Raw genomic sequence first — 16,499 nt, 5'->3', positions numbered from 1 at the left:
TCAGCCACGCTCCCAGTAGCTAGGTCCGACAGGTTCGTCGAAGTCGTCCTGCGCCACGAGGTACCCGTCCTCGTCGACCATCAGCGCGAGCTGCGGCAGCGGCCGCGCCGCGGGGCCGAAGACCACGCGGGCGGAGTCCGCCAGGTCGAACGTCGACTGGTGGCAGGGGCAGAGCAGGTGATGGGTGGTGCGCTCGTAGAGCGAGATCGGGCAGCCCACGTGGGTGCAGATCTTGGAGTAGCAGAGGATGCCGTCGACCGACCAGTTCTCCCGGCCCTTGCCGGGGGTGATCTCGTCGGGCTCGACGCGGACGACGACGACCGCGCCCTTGGACTTGGCGACCTGGAGGGCGACGCCCTCCAGGGGCTCGCCGTCCTCGCCGCCGTTGAACAGCGCCTCCGGCTCGGCGTTGACCAGGTCACCGATCTCGAGGTCGGAGGGGCGGATCGGGCTGCCGACGACGTCGCGGACGACGCGCATGCCGGACTTCCAGACGGTGTGCTCGAGGCCGGAGCCGATGAACGGCGGGTTGGCCACCACCTGGGCGTTGGTCGGGCCGAGGTCGCGCAGGAAGACGACCGCGGGCAGGCCGAGCAGGCTCACCGCGCCCAGCAGCGAGTTGCGCACGAGGGGGCGCCGGCCGATGCCGGACTCCTCGAGGCCGTCGCTGAGCGCCTGGATGGTCGCCGCCCGGTCCTCCTCGGAGGACGCCGCGGGGTGGCGGTACTCCATGATCTCGACGTCCGCCATCAGCTTGCGGGCCCACTGGATGATGCCGATGCCGATGAAGAGCAGGGCACCCGCGAGGCACAGGCCGAAGGCCAGGTTCTGGGCGCCGAGGTTGCCGACGGTGTCGTCGGAGTCGATGGTGAAGTACGAGACGATCAGCAGCACCGTGCAGATCGCGGAGAGCGTGAAGAGCGCCGCGACCTGGCGCTCGGCGCGCTTCTCGGCCTTCGGGTCGACGTCGGTCGGCCGCCAGTGGTGCTCGGGGATCCCCGGGTTCGCGTACAGGTCGTCACGCGCCGGCAGGTTCTCGTCCACCGGCTCGTCGTGGCTGTCGAGGATTGGCGGGGTGCTCATGCCGCGTCCTTCTTCCGAGTCGTCCGGGTCGTGTGGGCTGCGATCCAGACCGCGGCGCCGACCAGGCCGCCGATGCCCAGCAGCCAGGCCGCGAGGCCCTCGGTGACGGGGCCGAGCCCGCCGAGGCCGAAGCCGCCGTAGCTGGGCATGTCACGCAGGGAGTAGAGGTACGCGATCACGTCGCGCTTCTCGTCGGGGGAGAGGTTGCCGTTCGCGAAGTTCGGCATGTTCTGCGGACCGGTCAGCATCGCCTCGTAGATGTGGCGGGCGCTGGTCTCGTGGAGGCTCGGTGCGTAGCCACCGTGCGGCATCGCGCCGCCGGAGCCCTCGAAGTTGTGGCAGGCCGTGCAGTTGGTCAGGAAGATCTGGCCACCGCGCACGATCGCGGCCTCACGCTCGTCGTCGGAGAGACCCTCGATGCTGTAGTCGCTCTCGTCCGGGATCGCCGGGCCGGGGCCCAGCGAGGCGACGTACGCCGCCAGCGCGGCGGTCTCCTCGTCGTCGAACGTCTCGGGCTTGGACGGCACCTGGGCGCCGGGCTGCACCATCGGCATCCGGCCGGTGCCGACCTGGAAGTCGACGGCCGCCGCTCCCACGCCGACCAGCGACGGGCCGATCTGGTTGCCGTCCTCGGAGCGGACGCCCTCGCCGTTCTGGCCGTGGCAGAACGAGCAGCTGACCAGGAACAGGTCGCGTCCCTGGGCCACCTGGTCGGCGCTCGACGCCGTCTCGTCGGCCTGGGCCGTGGTGTTGACGATCGCGGTGAACAGACCACCGGTCAGCAACAGCCCCGCGATGATGACGAGCACACCCGCCAGCGGGCCACGGCGGTGCCGCGAGAGTCGACCTGCGGATCGATTCAGGAGACGCACTTTGAGTCCTTGCGTTTTGTGGAGGGCGGGGCCGGTCTGCGCGAGCTACTGGACGAGATAGATGGTGGCGAAGAGCCCGATCCACACGACGTCGACGAAGTGCCAGTAGTACGACACGACGATGGCGCTCACGGCCTGCTCGTGGGTGAACTTGCGGGCGACGAGGGTGCGGCCGAGCACGAAGAGGAACGCGATCAGGCCGCCGGTCACGTGGAGACCGTGGAAGCCGGTGGTCAGGTAGAACATCGTGCCGTAGGCCGAGTCCTGGATCGTCACGCCCTCCTTGACGAGCGAGGCGTACTCCGTCGCCTGGCCGGCGATGAAGATCGCGCCCATCACGTAGGTGAGGACGAACCACTCGCGCAGGCCCCAGCCCTTCACCTTAAAGACCGAGCCGGCGCGGCCGACCTGGCCCCGCTCGGCGGCGAAGACGCCGAGCTGGCAGGTCAGCGACGACAGCACCAGGATCGTGGTGTTCACCGCGGCGAACGGCACGTTCAGGATCGCCGTGTTGTCGGCCCACAGCTCGGGGCTCACCGCTCGGATCGTGAAGTACGACGCGAAGAGCGCGGCGAAGAACATCAGCTCACTGGAGAGCCAGATGATCGTCCCGACCGAGACCATGCTCGGACGGTCGTGATGCCCGTGCAGACGGGAGGCCGGGATCGTTGTTGCTGTCGCCACGTGGTCATTATGTCGTGACCTGAGGGGGAGGGCACCCCGACCCCCTGCGTTTCGTCGTCATAAAGTTCACATCGTGCTCATTCCAGCGGTCGTGACGGCCTTCGAGGCCGATGCCGACCTCCCCCGATTCACTCTCGGGACGGTCCTGACGGGGTGGTCGCTCCAGCCCGTGGCGTTCGTGCTGACCGTCTGGGTCGTCGGTCTCTACCTCTGGGGCGTCGTGCTGCTGCACCGCCGCGGCGACCGGTGGCCGGTCGGCCGCACGATCGCCTTCGTGCCCGTCGGCATGGGCCTGTTCTACTTCGCGACCGCCTCCGGCCTCGGCACGTACGACGACACGCTGATCAGCGTGCACATGGTGCAGCACATGATCCTGGCGATGCTGGTCCCGATGGCGCTCGCGCTGGGAGCCCCGGTGACGCTCGCGCTGCGCACGCTGCCGGCCGGGCCCCGACGCTGGCTGCTGGCGGTCCTGCACTCCCGGGTGGCGAAGGTGCTGACCTTCCCGCCGCTGACGTTCCTGCTCTACGTCATCTCCCCGTGGGCCCTCTACTTCTCCGGCTGGTACCCGGCCACGCTGGACTCGACGTACCTCCACGAGATGATGCACATCCACCTGGTGCTGGTGGGCTCCCTCTTCTTCTGGCCGATCGTCGGCGTCGACCCGATCCCGGGCAAGGTGGGCTACCCGTTCCGGATGCTGCTGGTCGTCCTCACGCTGCCGTTCCACGCCTTCCTGGGCGTCACGATCATGGCCGAGGAGGACATCATCGGCGGCGACCACTACCAGGACCTGCACAACGGTCCGATGGGCAGCTGGCTGCCGGCGCCGATCGACGACCAGCACCTCGCCGGCGGCATCCTCTGGGGCTCCGGCGACCTGGTCGCGCTCGTGCTCTTCGGGGTGCTCTTCGTGCAGTGGGTGCGGCAGTCGTTGCAGGAGGCCAAGCGGGAGGACCGGCGCCTGGACCTGATCGAGGCGCGAGAACGTGCCGAGGAACGGGCGGCAACCGCCCGCGCCGCCGACGGTGACCGGTAGGCTCGCCCACGTGAGCGACTCGACCTCCCCGACGGCACCGCTGAAGGTGCTCGTCTACAGCGACGACGTGAACACCCGCCAGCAGGTGATCCTGGCGCTCGGCCGCCGGCCGCACCCGGACCTGCCCGAGCTCGAGTACGTCGAGGTCGCGACCGAGCCCGTCGTCATCCAGAACATGGACGCCGGCACGATCGACCTCGCGATCCTCGACGGCGAGGCCGTCCCGGCGGGTGGCATGGGCATCGCCAAGCAGCTCAAGGACGAGATCTACCAGTGCCCGCCGGTGGTCGTGCTGACCGGCCGGCCGCAGGACGCGTGGCTGGCGACCTGGTCGCGGGCCGAGGCCGCCGTACCCCACCCGCTGGACCCGATCCAGCTGGCGGAGACGGTCGTCTCGCTGCTGCGCTCGCGCGTGCCCGCCGCCACGTGAGCGGGACGTGAGCGGACAGGGGTCGAGCTGGCCCGAGGTCCTCGGCGCCCTGGTCGCCGGCACCGACCTCGACGCGCCGCAGACCGCCTGGGCCATGGGTGAGCTGCTCTCCGGCGAGGCCTCGCCCGCACAGATCGCCGGCTTCGCCGTGGCCCTGCGGGCCAAGGGCGAGACCATCGACGAGGTCCTCGGCCTGGTCGAGGCGATGTACGCCGTCGCGACGCCGCTCTCGATCCCGGGGCGTCTGCTCGATGTGGTGGGCACCGGTGGCGACCGCTCGATGTCGGTCAACATCTCGACGATGGCCGCGATCGTGGCGGCCGGCGCGGGCGCGCGGGTCGTCAAGCACGGCAACCGCTCCGCCTCGTCGAAGTCCGGCTCGGCCGACGTGCTCGAGCAGCTCGGCATCCGGCTCGACCTGGCGCCCGACCGGGTCGCGGCGGTGGCCGAGGAGGCCGGCATCACGTTCTGCTTCGCGGCCACCTTCCACCCGGCGATGCGGCACGCGGCGGTCGCCCGGCGCGAGCTTGGCATCGGCACCACCTTCAACCTGCTCGGCCCGCTCACCAACCCGGCCCGCGCGGGCGCCCAGGCGATCGGCTGCGCCGACGCGCGGCAGGCGCCGGTGATGGCCGGCGTGTTCGCCGGCCGCGGCGTCGACGCCTGGGTCTTCCGCGGCGACGACGGGCTGGACGAGCTGACCACGACCACCACCTCGCGGGTCTGGCGCGTGCACGGGGGCGAGGTCACCGAGTCCACGGTCGACCCCATCGCCCTGGGCCTGGCGCCCGGCACCACCGAGGCTCTGCGCGGTGGCGACGCCGCCTTCAACGCTGACGTCGTACGACGGCTCCTCGACGGCGAGACCGGCGCCGTGCGCGACGCCGTGCTCCTCAACGCCGCCGCGGCGCTCGCCGTGCACGACGACCCGGCCGGTGAGCCGATGGAGGCGCTGACCACCGGACTCGCCAAGGCGACCGACGCCATCGACTCCGGTGCGGCGAGGGCGACGCTCGAGCGCTGGGTCGCCGCCTCCGCGGCCTGACCGGGCTCAGCCGACCCGCAACCGCACCGTGCGCGGCGCCGACGGGGCGATCTCGGGGGTGCCGAGGTAGCGGACCGTCAGCACGTGCCGGCCCTTGCTCAGCCGGGGCAGCCGGACCGTGAGTTGGCCGTGCGCCGTGGCGCCGACCGTCCTGGTCACCAACGTCCGCCGCCCCTCGAGGACGCTGACCCTCCCGACCGCGGTCGTGAGCGGGACCGTGATCGTGACGGCCACCGTCGCCCGTTGACGGGCGCCCACCCGGGGTGCGGTCGTGGCGATCACCTTCGAGGTCAGCCTGGGTACGGCGCGGGCGCCGCTCGACTCGGACCCGGGCGCGTACCCGGCGCTCGTTGCCGTGACCCGCACCGCGAGGCGGTGGCCGGCGTCGGTGGGGGCCACCCGGTAGGTCGGGCCGGTGGCGCCGGCGACCGCCTGGCCGTCACGCAGCCATGCGTAGGAGAGCCGAGGCGTCCCCGGCCAGGTCCCGGTGGTGGTCTGCAGCGACTGCCCGACCTTGACGGTCCCCGAGATCACCGGCGGTGCCGTCGCCACCAGGGGGACCCCGGGAGTGACGACGACCGGGACGCTGGTCGACGTACCGGTCAGGTAGCCGGGTCGTACGCCGGCCGCGCGCACGCTGACCTTGCGCGCGTAGTCGGCGGTCGTGAGCTCGTAGACGGCACCGGTGGCGCCCGCGATCGCGCTGCCGTCGCGCAGCCACTGGTAGGTGGTCACGACGCCGGGCATGTCCCAGACGGGCGGGACGACCGTCATCGCGGTGCCCACGCCGCCGGATCCCTGGACCCCGACCGGGGTGGTCGCGAGCGGGGTGTCGTGCACCGCGAACGGGCGCCAGGCCGACCACCCCAGCGCCGCGCCGTTGACGTCCAGGGAGGTGATCCGCCACTCCCAGGAGCCGCTCGGCAGTGCCTTGGTCGGCGCCCAGGCGGTGGCCGCGGTGGTCACCGTCTCGGCGACGTCGGACGTCGCCGGTCGGCGGCGCTCGAAGCGGTACGTCGTCGCGGCCGCCTCGGCGTCCCAGGTGAAGAGCGCGTCGGAGGGCGGCACGTCGGCGTCGGCCGAGGGACTGGTGAGCGTCGGCGCCGGGCCGGTCACCACGAACGGCCGCAGCGCGCTCCAGCCGCCCTTGCGACCGGATGCGTCCACGCGTCGTACGCGCCAGGTGTACGGCGTCGCCGTGGCCGCGAGCGGAGTCGTCGGTGCATAGACGACCTGCTGCGAGCTGGCCGTGAGGACCCGGTTGCCCGCGTTGCCGATGCGATCGTCGCCCTTGTAGACCTCGACGTCGTACGACGCCGCGAAGTCCAGCGGGTGCCAGCTCAACGGAGTGTCACCTGGCACCGATGCGCCGTCGGCAGGAGCGATGGGCGTCGGCGTGGGGGACAGCTTGGTGAACGATCTCGCCTGGCTCCACGGGAGCGCGGTTCTCGAGCCGTCCATGGCCTGCACCCGCCAGTACAGCGGACCCTCGGGGTAGGTCGTCGCGGCGGAGGTGTAGGTCGTCTGGTCGACCTCCGCTGTGTCGACCAGCGCCTGGAAGTTGGCGTCGGTCGCGACCTGGACGACGTACGTCCGCGCCTCCGTGCGGGCTCGGGTGGTGAGCGACGTGTCACTGGCCGACGCGCTCTGCTCGGTCGAGAGAAAGTCCCGCCAGGTGAGGGTCACGTCGTCCGTGACGAGGGCGGTTGGTGCGGGTGAGAGCGGCTCGACCTGGTTGCTCATCTTGTTGAACGCATGGTCCGCATGGCTCAGCGACCCGCAGAAGTTGGCGGTGACGCACGGCACGACCTCCCAGAAGTATGCCGACCCGGCCTGGCTGTCGGGGAGCGCCTTGGGGCTCGTCCACATCGTGTCGTAGACCGGGATGCCGTTGTACCCGGGCACCAGGTTGGTCATCTCGCTGTCTCGTGAGATGTAGAGCCGGTAGGCGCCGACCCGCACGTCGGGTGCCCAGGAAAGCGTCGGCGTCTGGCGCAGGTTCTGGCACTCGGCCGGGAGAGTCGCATCGCACGAGTCGAGCGCGGAGCCGCCGGCACCGGTGATCGCGTTGCCGGTGATCGCCGCGCGATAGCGGATGGTGGCCGGCAGTTGACGGATGGTGAACGTCCCGCGGCCGACGCTCTCCGACACCGGCGCCGAGCCGTTCGCGGCCTCCACGTACCACGTGTAGGAGCCGGGTGTCAGGAAGGTCGTTCCCCGGTCGTCGCCCTCGGAGTAGTGGAACGTGTCGGCGATCCTTGCCCAGGCCACTCCGTCCGCCCGCCTGATGCGGACGACGTAGGAGTCGGCACCCGCGACCGGTGTCCAGCGCAGGGTGGGGAACCGGTCGAAGGTCCCGCCGCTGTCCAAGGGCTCTGGAGTGGGGGCACGTGCGCTCGGAGCTGCCTCGACGACAAAGCGGCGCTGGCTGTTGGGCAGGACGGAGGTGCCGGGCCGACCGTCGCCGCTGACTGCCTGCACCTGCCACCGGTACGTCGCAGGCGTCAGCACCTGCCTCGGGGTGTAGGAGGTGGCGGAGGTCGTGTCCGTGACAACGGCCGACCCCGTCGCGACGTTGGTGACCGTGACCTTGTAGGTCGACGCGAGCGCGACCGGGTCCCAGGTCAGGGTCGGGATCTGCACTGTCGCGTCGGGAGCAGGTCCGGTCAGGACCGGCATGCCGGGGAGATACGTGAACACCTGCGTGTCGGACAGGATCGTGTCGGTCACGACCATCGCCGGCGCGTCGATCGCCTTCACCCGCCAGTAGTAGGTGCCGATGGCCCCCGGCATGCAGGCGCTCCCGGCGGGCGCGAGAGTGGTGTGGATCGTCGAGCAGCTCGACGTCTCGCCATCGGGGAACGTCGGGCTCTCGCTGACCTGGACCTCGTACTCGCTGGCGAGCGCGATCGGGGTCCACTGGTAGTAGAACGGGTCGCCGACGGTGTCACCGTCTGCGGGATACTCCAGCGCCGGCTGGTCCGGCCAGGCGCGCCGGAACTTCCAGACCGACACCGCGGACCAGTCGAGCTTGTTGCCGGCTGCGTCCACGGGGCGCACCCGCCAGTAGTACTGGTCGTTGTTGAGCGTGATCGGCGGTGACCAGCGCGTGCCGAGCACCCCGACCTTGACGGTGGTGATGCTCTGGAAGTTGACGTCGGTGCTGACCTGTACGTCGTACGACCGGGCACCCGCGACGGGGGTCCAGTCGAGCACCACCTCTTCGATGTTCTGCTCGACGTCGTCGACCGGCGCCACCAGACCAGGCTTGTCGAGGCCCAAGACCCGGTAGGACCGCGGGTCGGACCACTCCGTGGCGAAGCCGGCCGCGAGCTGGCCGCGCACCCGCCAGTAGTACGTCCCGGGGATCTGCAGCTGGGTCAGGACGAGCGAGGTGCCCTTGGTCGTCGAGGTGATGATGCGGGTCGGGTCGATGAAGCCGTCGTCGGGACTGATCTCGACGGTGTAGCTGCCGACCCCAGCGACCGGCGCCCACGAGAGCACCGGCGGCTGGGTGGGCTGTGCGAGCTCGACCCCGTCGGCCGGGCCGGTCACGGCAGGCGCGGCGACGCCGCTGCGGGTGAAGGCGGCGCCGGACCAGTCACCGGCACCGGTGGAGTCGCGGGACCTGACCCGCCACCAGAGCTCGCCCGCCGGCAGCTGGGTCGTGGGCACGGCCTGGTGGTTGGCCGTGCCCGACTGCGACCAGAGCAGGGTCGAGAAGGACGACGAGCCCGCGACCTGCACGTCGTACGACGTGGCGCCCGGCGTCCGGTCCCAGGTCAGCACCGGCACTCCGCTGACGGTGGTGTCGCTCGGCGTCAGCCCGCTGGGTGCCGCGGGCGCGGCCGCCGCAGGAGGGCCCGCCACGGTCAGGGCGGCCAGGACCAGCAGGCCGGCCATGACGGGCGCGACCCGGGCGTGCACTCCTCGAGCGAGCACGACGTTCCTCCAGCTTCCACCGGTCGAAGGTCGACCGAGCGTAGAAGCGCGGCGGCCGACGGAGCCCGTCGGAGGCCGAAGATGACCCGCGCCGACCACGGGATCTGGCCGTTTGGCCGACCCGGAAGAGGCGAGGTCAGAGGTCGAGCACGAACTCGCGGCCGTTGCGGGTGAAGCCCACCCGGTCGTAGTAGGCGCCGACCATGCCCGAAGGCGTCATCACGTGGCGGAAGCCGAGGCCGTTGAGCAGGCCGCTGCGCCGCCACACGAACTCCCCGGGCGTGAAGTCGCGGTAGCGCGGGGTGACGTAGTCGAGGCGGACCCGGGCGATGTCGCCGTCACGCCGTACTGCCACCACCCCCACGGTCTCGTCGCCCCTGACGACGATGAAGGCCAGGTCGCGCCCGGGGGTGGCATCGGTCCAGGTGAAGTCGGGCTGGAAGCGCGCGATGTCGTCGGCGTGGACCCGCAGCACGTGCTGCAGGTAGTCGTCGTCGACGCCGACCTGGAGCACCTCGAAGGCGGCCTCGTCGTGGCGATCGCGCAGCAACCGCACGATGAACACGACGTTGATCGCCGCGAGCACGATGTTCATCGCGACCATGGGCCAGACGCCGAGCATCGCGTTGAAGAAGATCAGCACCGCGCACCCGACGGTGTTCAGGGTCCGGAACCGCAGGACCCGCGCCTGCAGCAGCGAGAAGACCAGCAGCGCGCTGCCGGCCCAGCCGATGGCCTCGAGCCAGGGCACCGGCTAGTCCAGGCCGAGCGAGAACGCCGACTCGAGGTCGTGCTTGGAGTAGGCCCGGAACGCGATGTGCGTCTCGGTCGCCTGAACGCCGGGCACCTTGTTGAGCTTGTCGGCCACCACCGACGCGACGTCGTCGTGGTCGCGGACGCGGACCAGGGCGATCAGGTCGATCTGCCCGGTCACCGAGTAGACCTCGCTGATCCCGTCGAGCGCCGCGATCGCCTCGGCGACCTCCGGGATGCGGGCGACGTCGGCCTTGACGAAGACGATGGCGGTGATCATGACCCGAACCTATCGCGCGGGCTGGTGCACGGTCGTGAGGCCGCGACGGTCGTTGAAGGGGACCAGCGACAGCCGGGACTGGTTGACCGCGTCGTGCACGGCCAGGTGCCGGGTCGCCCCGGCGACCGGACAGGTCCACTCGCCGTCGACGTCGACCAGCCGGATGCCCGGTGACTCGAGCCAGCGCAGGATCTTCTCGGTCTCCTCAGCGGTCGCGGCGGGCACCGGTCCGGGGCCGGAGCGGACCGTCTCGGCCGACGCACGCAGGGTGGCGACGTAGGCGACGGCGTCGGCCCCGGACGGGATCACCCCGGCGGCCGCGAGCCGGCCGTGGCGCACGACGTGGACCTCCCACCGTCCCGCGTCGTTGCGGTGGGTGGCGATCACCTCGGGACACCGGGTCAGCGCGGAGAGCCGCTGGGTCCGCGCCGCGGCGCGCACGAACGCGGACAGCCGGTCGCGGTGGTGGCCCGCCTCCTCGAAGCGCTCGTCGTCGGCGAGCGTGGCCATCCGGGCGTTGATCGCGTCGACCACCTCGTCGGGTCGGCGCAGCAGCGTGTCGCGGAGCTGGCCGACCACGGCGGCGTACGTCGTCGCGTCGACGCTGCCGTCGCAGGGCGACAGGCACCGGCCCATCTCGGCCAGCACGCAGGCCGAGTGGCCGGTGCCCGGATCGCGTGCGATCCGGTCGGAGCACTGGCGGATCGGGAACGTGTCGTGCAGGGCGGCCAGGCACTTCTCCGCGACCTTCTTGGACGAGAACGGGCCCAGGTAGTCGGCGTCGTCGTCGAGCACCTTGCGCACCAGCGACAGGCGCGGCCACGCCTCGCGGGTCAGCTTGATGAAGTGCACCCGCTCCGGGAACCGGGACCGCCGGTTGTAGCGCGGCTTGTGCTCGGCGATCAGGCGGAGCTCGCGGACCTCGGCCTCGAGCGCGGTCGCGCACTCGATGCCGTCGACGACGCTGGCGATGCCGACCATCTCGCCCATCCGGGAGCGGGTCTCGGACGAGGTGAAGTAGGAGCGGACCCGGCTGCGCAGGTCGCGCGACGTCCCGATGTAGAGGACCCGGGCCTTCTCGTCGCGGAAGAGGTAGACGCCGGGGGCGTGGGGGAGCCCCTCGGCGAGGTGCCGCTTGCGCCGCTGGGCGCTGGTGACCCGCGACGAGAACGTCTGCAGCTCCTCCAGGGTGTGCACCCCGACGCCGCCGAGCCGCTCCATCAGGCCGTGGAGCACGTGCACGGTGGCCCGGGCGTCGTCGAGCGCCCGGTGGTTGGGCGTCGTCGGCGAGTTGAACGCCTTGGCGAGCGACGAGAGCTTGCAGTTGGGCGCGTCGTCGCGGGTGATCACGCGCCGCGCCAGCTTGGCGGTGTCGAGCACCTCGAAGGTCGGCCAGGGTCGGCCCTGGAGCTCGGTGAAGTGGCGCAGGAAACCGATGTCGAACGGCGCGTTGTGCGCGACCAGCACGCAGCCGGTGGCGAACTCGAGGAACGCGGGCAGCGCCGACTCGATGGGCGGCGCGTCGGCGACCATGCCGTTGGTGATGCCGGTGAGCACGGCGATGAACGCCGGGATGTCCGTGCGCGGGTTGACCAGGGTCTGGAACTCGCCGAGCACCTCTCCGCCGCGCACCTTGACCGCGCCGATCTCGGTGATCATCGACCCGCCCTCGGCCGAGCCGCCGGTGGTCTCGAGGTCGACGACGCAGAAGGTGATGTCGCGCAGCGGGCGCCCGAGCTCGTCGAAGCTGCGCTGTGCCTCCCAGCCCCGGACCTCCCCACCACTCATGTCGTCGACGCTAGAGGCGGCCACCGACAATCCGGCGGCGCCGCGCGGACCCCAGCCGTAGGGTGGGGCCGACGAACGACGGGTCGAGGAGGAGCGATGGCGACGACCATCCCCGACGACGGGCAGCGCTGGCGTTGCGCCGGCTGCGGCAACCTCACCCGCTTCGACGTCACCCGCAGCCGGCGTACGACCGAGTTCTGGCACTTCGACCTCGCCGGCGAGCACCGTGTGGAGGAGACCGAGCTGCGCGCCGAGTCGGTCGAGCAGGTGACCTGCCGCTGGTGCGGCCGCTCGGACGCGATCGAGCTCGTGGCCCGGTACGAGCCCGCGGGCGTCGACCCCGAGGCGAGCTGACGGAGCACGCCATGTCCGCCCCCGAGCCTCCCGTGCTTGGCCCCCTGTCCCTGGCAGGGCTCCCCGAGCCGGTCCGCACCCGCATCGTCGCCCAGGTCTCCGACGTGCTGCCCGACGTGCCCACGCTGCCTCCCGCCGTACGCCGGGTGGCGTCGTTCGCCCCCGCCCGCCGGGCGCGCCTCGGCGCGAGCGCCATCACCGAGGCGCTGGCCGACGACGAGGTGCGGGAGCGGATCGCCGTCCAGGTCGCGGGCCGCGCCGAGCCCGACGACGCCGACGACGTCGCGGTGACCGCGCGCCTGTGGCTGACCCGGCCCGAGGGGTGGACGGAGGTCGTCGCCGCGCGGCTCGCCCGGATCGAGGAGGCGGCCGCAGCCGGCGACGGGCGGGACCGTGAGCTGGAGCGGCTGCGCAAGCGCCTCTCCGACGCCGAGCAGACGGTGCGCGAGCTGCGCGCGGCCCAGCAGACCCGGGAGGAGACGCTCCGCACCGAGCACCAGGCCGAGCACGCGGGCCTGCGGCGCCGCCTGGGCGAAGCCCGGTCCGCCGAGCGGGAGGCGCGGGCGCTCGCCGAGCGGGTCGAGGCGGAGCTCGCCCAGGCGAGGGCCGACGCCGAGACCCGGGTCGCCGCTCTCGAGAAGGAGAACCGGCAGCTGCGCGGCCGGGTGGAGGAGTACGACGCCGTCGGCGTCCAGGCCCGTCGCGACGCGCGGACGGAGCGTGACGAGGCGTCGGTGCGCGCCCGCCTGCTCCTCGAGACCGTGATCGACGCGGCCACCGGTCTGCGCCGCGAGCTGGCGCTGCCGACCGTCGACGGCGTGCCCGCCGACCGGGTCGCGGCGGACGTCGCGGAGGCGGGCATGCGGACCCCGAGCTCGGCCGGTGCCCTGGGCGGCGCGAGCACGGCGCTGCTGGAGCAGTACCTTGCGATGCCTCGCGCCCGCCTGGTCGTCGACGGCTACAACGTCAGCAAGCGTGCCTGGCCGAGCTCGTCGCTGGAGGCCCAGCGCAACCGGCTCGCGGCCGGGCTGGCCGCGCTGGTCGCCCGGACCGGCGCGGAGACGACGGTCGTCTTCGACGCCGCCGAGACCGACCACCGGCCGCCGGTGGTGGCACCGCGAGGTGTCCGCGTGCTCTACAGCCCGCGCGGCGTGATCGCCGACGACGTGATCCGCGACCTGGTCGCCGTGGAACCCACCGGCCGGGTCGTCCTCGTCGTCACCGCCGACCGGGCGGTCGCCGACGACGTGGCCCGCGACGGCGCCCGGGTCGTCGACCCCGACGCCCTCCTCGCCCTGCTCTCCCGCTGAGCGCGACACGCGGCCGGAGCCGTTGTCGGTGGTCCCTGTCACCGTTCCAGGCATGACCACGAGAATCGACTGCGACACCTGCGAGGTGCGCGGGCTGCACTGCCACGACTGTGTGGTCACCGTGCTGCTCGGCCCACCGCCCGAGCTCACCTTCGACGACGACGAGCAGCGCGCGCTCGACGTCCTGGCCGAGAGCGGCCTGGTGCCGCCCCTGCGGCTGGTCCGCTCGGTCGACCCGCCGCACATGGAGTCGGCCTGACCGGTTCTGGTGCTGCTGTGACGGGTGTGACGTGTGTGACGTCGCGCGTCTGGATTCGGACGGGGCGTGCACAAACTCACCGTAAAAAGACGGCGCGCCGGCTGTTGAAAGTTTGGTCGGTTCGACCGACTCCGACTAGCCTCGGCCCTTCAGGTGGCCGACGACGCTGATCACACGGATCGGCGCGGCCACCGCGCTGAGTTCGGGCTCGCCGACCTGTCGGGGAGCCTGGAGCCGGGGAACCATCGGTGGCGGGCCAGCCCGCTGCCAGGGGTGAATCCCCGCGAAGGCGGCGGCACACGTGCCGGCACCCGAGCGGGGTAGGGCAAATGTCGTGCCCGAATCCGTCAGCTCACCCGGTAGGCGTACGACGTACAAGGGAGAACTCCTGCTCGTGCAGAAGAGCCGGAAGCGCCTCATCACCATGCTCTCGGGTTGCGCCATGATCGCCGCTGTCGGCTTCATGCCGTCCAGCCCCGCTCAGGCCGACCCGGACATCGACACCGTCCAGAAGCGGGTCGACCACCTCTACCACCAGGCCGAGCAGGCGCAGGAGCGCTACAACGACGCCAAGCTCGAGCTGCGTCAGCTCCAGGGCGACCTGGACTCGCTGCAGGCCGACCAGGACCGGCAGGACGCCGCGTTCGACGAGGTCCGCGGCCAGGTCCAGGACTCGATCATCCGCCAGTACGAGGGCGAGGCCCTCTCGACCGTCGGCCAGGTCGTCGTCTCCGACGACCCGCAGTCCTTCCTCGCACAGCTCTCGACGATGTCGGCCTTCAACGACCTCCAGTCGCAGCTGTTCGACAAGTACGCCACCGCCGCCGACGAGCTCGGGATCCGGCAGACGGCCACGCAGAAGCGTGCCGCCGAGGTCGCCGCGACCGAGAAGAAGCTCGCCGACGAGAAGGCGATCGTCGACAAGAAGCTGGCGGAGGCCAAGGCCGTCCTCGGCGACCTGAAGGACAAGGAGCGCGAGGAGATGCTCTCGCGCGGCGTCGTCCGGGTCCCGTCCGACGTCCCCGCGTCCGGTCGCGCCGCCGCCGCCGTCCAGTACGCGATGGCCCAGGTCGGCAAGGCCTACGTCTACGGCGCCGCCGGCCCCAACGCCTTCGACTGCTCGGGCCTGACCATGATGGCGTGGGCCCAGGCCGGCGTCGGCCTCCCGCACTCGTCGAGCGCCCAGTACGGCACCGGCCCGCACATCGCCGAGGCCGACCTGCAGCCGGGCGACCTGGTCTTCTACTACAGCCCGATCAGCCACGTCGGGATGTACATCGGCAACGGCATGATCGTGAACGCCGAGAACCCGAGCGCCGGCGTCAAGGTCACCAGCCTGCACGCGATGCCGTACGTCGGCGCCGTGCGACCCGGCTAGGAGTCACCCGTCAGAATGCCGAGGTGAGCAGCCTCGACCAGCGCGCGAAGGCCGGTCGCCCCCGATGGTGGGTGGCCGGCCTTTCGCTGTGCCTGCTGGTCGCGTCGGGCCTGCTGGCCTGGTCGCTGACCCGGGACGACACCTACGTCGCGCCGGCGCCGCACGCCGCGCGGGCGAGCGTCGAGCCGACGCTCGCCGTCACCACCCTGGCCGAGCTCGAGACCGCCGTCCGCGACGGTGACCGGGACGCGGCCCGCGAGCTCGCGCCCGGCGACGACGCGGACGCGGGCGACCGGCTCGCCGCCCTGGTGGCCAACGCGCAGGCGCTCCACGTCGTCGACTTCTCGCTGCGCTACGTCGACGACGACGGCGCCCCGTCCTCGGACGGCGCGTGGAGCGCGGCGGTCGACGCGACCTGGCGGTTCCGCGGGTTCGACACCGTCTCGGCCCGTGCCGAGATCTCGGCGCAGCTGGTCGACGACGGCGACCGGGTCGCGCTGACCGGCTTCGGCGGCGACGACCGGGTGTCGCCGGTCTGGCTGTCCGGCCCGGTCGAGGTCCGCCGTACGTCGTCCACGCTGGTGCTCGTCGCGGGCAGCGCGGCGGACGCCGACCGCTACGCCGCCCGGGCGCGGGCCGCCGTGCCGGTCGTCCGCAAGGTGCTGCCCGGCTGGCGTCGCGGCCTGGTCGTCGAGGTGCCGGCCTCGGCCAGGGCGCTCGAGCAGGCCCTGGGAGCGGACCCGGGCGACTACGACCAGATCGCCGCGGTGACGACGTCCGCGGACGGCTCGACGGCGCCGGACGCACCCGTCCACGTCTTCGCCAACCCCGAGGTCTTCGGCAGCCTGCGACACACCGGTGCCCAGGTGGTGATGAGCCACGAGGCCACCCACGTGGCCGCCGGGGCCTGGGACAGCCGCACCCCGCTGTGGCTGCTGGAGGGATTCGCCGACTACGTCGCGCTGCGCGACGTCGACCTGCCGGTCGACCGCTCGGCCGCCCAGATCATCGCCGCCGTCCGCAAGAGCGGTCCGCCCCGCACCCTGCCGGACGCCGCGGCCTTCGGGACGCGAACGCCGAAGCTGGGCGCGACGTACGAGAGCGCCTGGCTCGCGTGCCGGCTGATCGCCCAGCGGTACGGCGAGCCGGCGCTGGTCGCGTTCTACCGGGCTGTCGACGGCGGCCAGCCCGTCGGCGCCGCCCTGCAGGCCGAGGCGGGCGTGTCCGTGGCGCAGCTGACCGCGCAGTGGCGGACCCTCCTGGCAGGCTTGGCCCGGTGATG

At 72.1% G+C, this 16,499-nt stretch carries 15 protein-coding genes and 1 riboswitch; of the genes, 8 read left to right on the top strand and 7 right to left on the bottom strand.

What is annotated here, in order from left to right; translation table 11 throughout:
* The 3 genes from qcrA to ctaE are packed head-to-tail and all read right to left on the bottom strand — an operon-like array spanning nt 1 to nt 2,639.
* On the bottom strand, nt 1-1,083 hold the full coding sequence (gene qcrA, locus ABEA34_RS23965) for a cytochrome bc1 complex Rieske iron-sulfur subunit (RefSeq protein WP_345524286.1): 1,083 nt from the start codon (nt 1,081-1,083) through the stop codon (nt 1-3).
* The gene (qcrC, locus tag ABEA34_RS23960) at nt 1,080-1,955 is read right to left on the bottom strand and encodes a cytochrome bc1 complex diheme cytochrome c subunit (protein WP_486348350.1); all 876 of its coding nucleotides are present in this window, start codon (nt 1,953-1,955) and stop codon (nt 1,080-1,082) included. Before qcrC ends, qcrA begins: the two co-directional genes overlap by 4 nt.
* Nucleotides 1,956-2,000: 45 nt before the next feature.
* On the bottom strand, nt 2,001-2,639 hold the full coding sequence (ctaE, locus tag ABEA34_RS23955; RefSeq protein ID WP_486348349.1) for an aa3-type cytochrome oxidase subunit III: 639 nt from the start codon (nt 2,637-2,639) through the stop codon (nt 2,001-2,003).
* Nucleotides 2,640-2,712: 73 nt separating this feature from the next.
* On the opposite strand from ctaE, the gene ABEA34_RS23950 reads away from it, so the two are divergent.
* Genes ABEA34_RS23950 through trpD form a run of 3 tightly spaced genes read left to right on the top strand, consistent with a single transcriptional unit; the run spans nt 2,713 to nt 5,153 of the window.
* Nucleotides 2,713-3,678, top strand: a complete 966-nt coding sequence (locus ABEA34_RS23950) for a cytochrome c oxidase assembly protein (protein ID WP_345524285.1) — start codon at nt 2,713-2,715, stop codon at nt 3,676-3,678.
* 10 nt (nt 3,679-3,688) lie between these two features.
* Nucleotides 3,689-4,108, top strand: a complete 420-nt coding sequence (locus tag ABEA34_RS23945) for an Rv3143 family two-component system response regulator (RefSeq protein ID WP_345524284.1) — start codon at nt 3,689-3,691, stop codon at nt 4,106-4,108.
* A gap of 7 nt (nt 4,109-4,115) precedes the next feature.
* Complete coding sequence (trpD, locus tag ABEA34_RS23940; protein WP_345524283.1) at nt 4,116-5,153, top strand: anthranilate phosphoribosyltransferase; 1,038 nt, start codon at nt 4,116-4,118, stop codon at nt 5,151-5,153.
* 6 nt (nt 5,154-5,159) lie between these two features.
* Here the strand turns inward: trpD and ABEA34_RS23935 are convergent, their stop codons facing one another.
* The 4 genes from ABEA34_RS23935 to ABEA34_RS23920 form a co-directional block, all read right to left on the bottom strand.
* Nucleotides 5,160-9,095 carry a phage tail protein gene (locus ABEA34_RS23935; protein WP_345524282.1) on the bottom strand — a complete coding sequence of 1,312 codons (3,936 nt, stop codon included), beginning with the start codon at nt 9,093-9,095 and terminating at the stop codon, nt 5,160-5,162.
* A 136-nt stretch (nt 9,096-9,231) separates the two neighbouring features.
* Nucleotides 9,232-9,846 carry a hypothetical protein gene (locus tag ABEA34_RS23930; protein ID WP_345524281.1) on the bottom strand — a complete coding sequence of 205 codons (615 nt, stop codon included), beginning with the start codon at nt 9,844-9,846 and terminating at the stop codon, nt 9,232-9,234.
* A 3-nt stretch (nt 9,847-9,849) separates the two neighbouring features.
* Entirely contained in the window at nt 9,850-10,128 is a 279-nt protein-coding gene (locus ABEA34_RS23925) for an Lrp/AsnC family transcriptional regulator (RefSeq protein WP_056148919.1), read from the bottom strand.
* A 9-nt stretch (nt 10,129-10,137) separates the two neighbouring features.
* On the bottom strand, nt 10,138-11,916 hold the full coding sequence (locus ABEA34_RS23920; RefSeq protein ID WP_345524279.1) for a DEDD exonuclease domain-containing protein: 1,779 nt from the start codon (nt 11,914-11,916) through the stop codon (nt 10,138-10,140).
* 96 nt (nt 11,917-12,012) lie between these two features.
* On the opposite strand from ABEA34_RS23920, the gene ABEA34_RS23915 reads away from it, so the two are divergent.
* The 5 genes from ABEA34_RS23915 to ABEA34_RS23895 all read left to right on the top strand — a co-directional run bounded on the left by ABEA34_RS23915 (nt 12,013) and on the right by ABEA34_RS23895 (nt 16,497).
* Nucleotides 12,013-12,270, top strand: coding sequence for a hypothetical protein (locus tag ABEA34_RS23915; RefSeq protein WP_345524278.1), 258 nt, complete (start codon nt 12,013-12,015; stop codon nt 12,268-12,270).
* Nucleotides 12,271-12,281: 11 nt separating this feature from the next.
* On the top strand, nt 12,282-13,580 hold the full coding sequence (locus tag ABEA34_RS23910) for an NYN domain-containing protein (protein ID WP_345524277.1): 1,299 nt from the start codon (nt 12,282-12,284) through the stop codon (nt 13,578-13,580).
* 52 nt (nt 13,581-13,632) lie between these two features.
* Nucleotides 13,633-13,839 carry a hypothetical protein gene (locus ABEA34_RS23905; protein ID WP_345524276.1) on the top strand — a complete coding sequence of 69 codons (207 nt, stop codon included), beginning with the start codon at nt 13,633-13,635 and terminating at the stop codon, nt 13,837-13,839.
* A 199-nt stretch (nt 13,840-14,038) separates the two neighbouring features.
* Nucleotides 14,039-14,220: riboswitch (cyclic di-AMP (ydaO/yuaA leader) on the top strand.
* Between the two features lie 61 nt (nt 14,221-14,281).
* Nucleotides 14,282-15,217 carry a C40 family peptidase gene (locus tag ABEA34_RS23900; protein WP_345524275.1) on the top strand — a complete coding sequence of 312 codons (936 nt, stop codon included), beginning with the start codon at nt 14,282-14,284 and terminating at the stop codon, nt 15,215-15,217.
* Between the two features lie 23 nt (nt 15,218-15,240).
* Complete coding sequence (locus ABEA34_RS23895) at nt 15,241-16,497, top strand: hypothetical protein (protein ID WP_345524274.1); 1,257 nt, start codon at nt 15,241-15,243, stop codon at nt 16,495-16,497.
* The last annotated feature ends 2 nt before the right edge of the window (nt 16,498-16,499 follow it).

This window comes from Nocardioides conyzicola (genome assembly GCF_039543825.1).
Classification (GTDB): domain Bacteria; phylum Actinomycetota; class Actinomycetes; order Propionibacteriales; family Nocardioidaceae; genus Nocardioides; species Nocardioides conyzicola.
The sequence above is the reverse complement of the archived record's forward strand: the minus strand, read 5'-3'. Positions and strand labels throughout refer to the sequence as shown.

Coding starts and splice junctions, on each gene's coding strand:
- qcrA (WP_345524286.1), bottom strand. CDS start 1,083: ATGAGCACCCCGCCAATCCTCGACAGCCACGACGAGCCGGTGGACGAG.
- ABEA34_RS23925 (WP_056148919.1), bottom strand. CDS start 10,128: ATGATCACCGCCATCGTCTTCGTCAAGGCCGACGTCGCCCGCATCCCG.
- ABEA34_RS23920 (WP_345524279.1), bottom strand. CDS start 11,916: ATGAGTGGTGGGGAGGTCCGGGGCTGGGAGGCACAGCGCAGCTTCGAC.
- ABEA34_RS23915 (WP_345524278.1), top strand. CDS start 12,013: ATGGCGACGACCATCCCCGACGACGGGCAGCGCTGGCGTTGCGCCGGC.
- ABEA34_RS23910 (WP_345524277.1), top strand. CDS start 12,282: ATGTCCGCCCCCGAGCCTCCCGTGCTTGGCCCCCTGTCCCTGGCAGGG.
- ABEA34_RS23905 (WP_345524276.1), top strand. CDS start 13,633: ATGACCACGAGAATCGACTGCGACACCTGCGAGGTGCGCGGGCTGCAC.
- ABEA34_RS23900 (WP_345524275.1), top strand. CDS start 14,282: ATGATCGCCGCTGTCGGCTTCATGCCGTCCAGCCCCGCTCAGGCCGAC.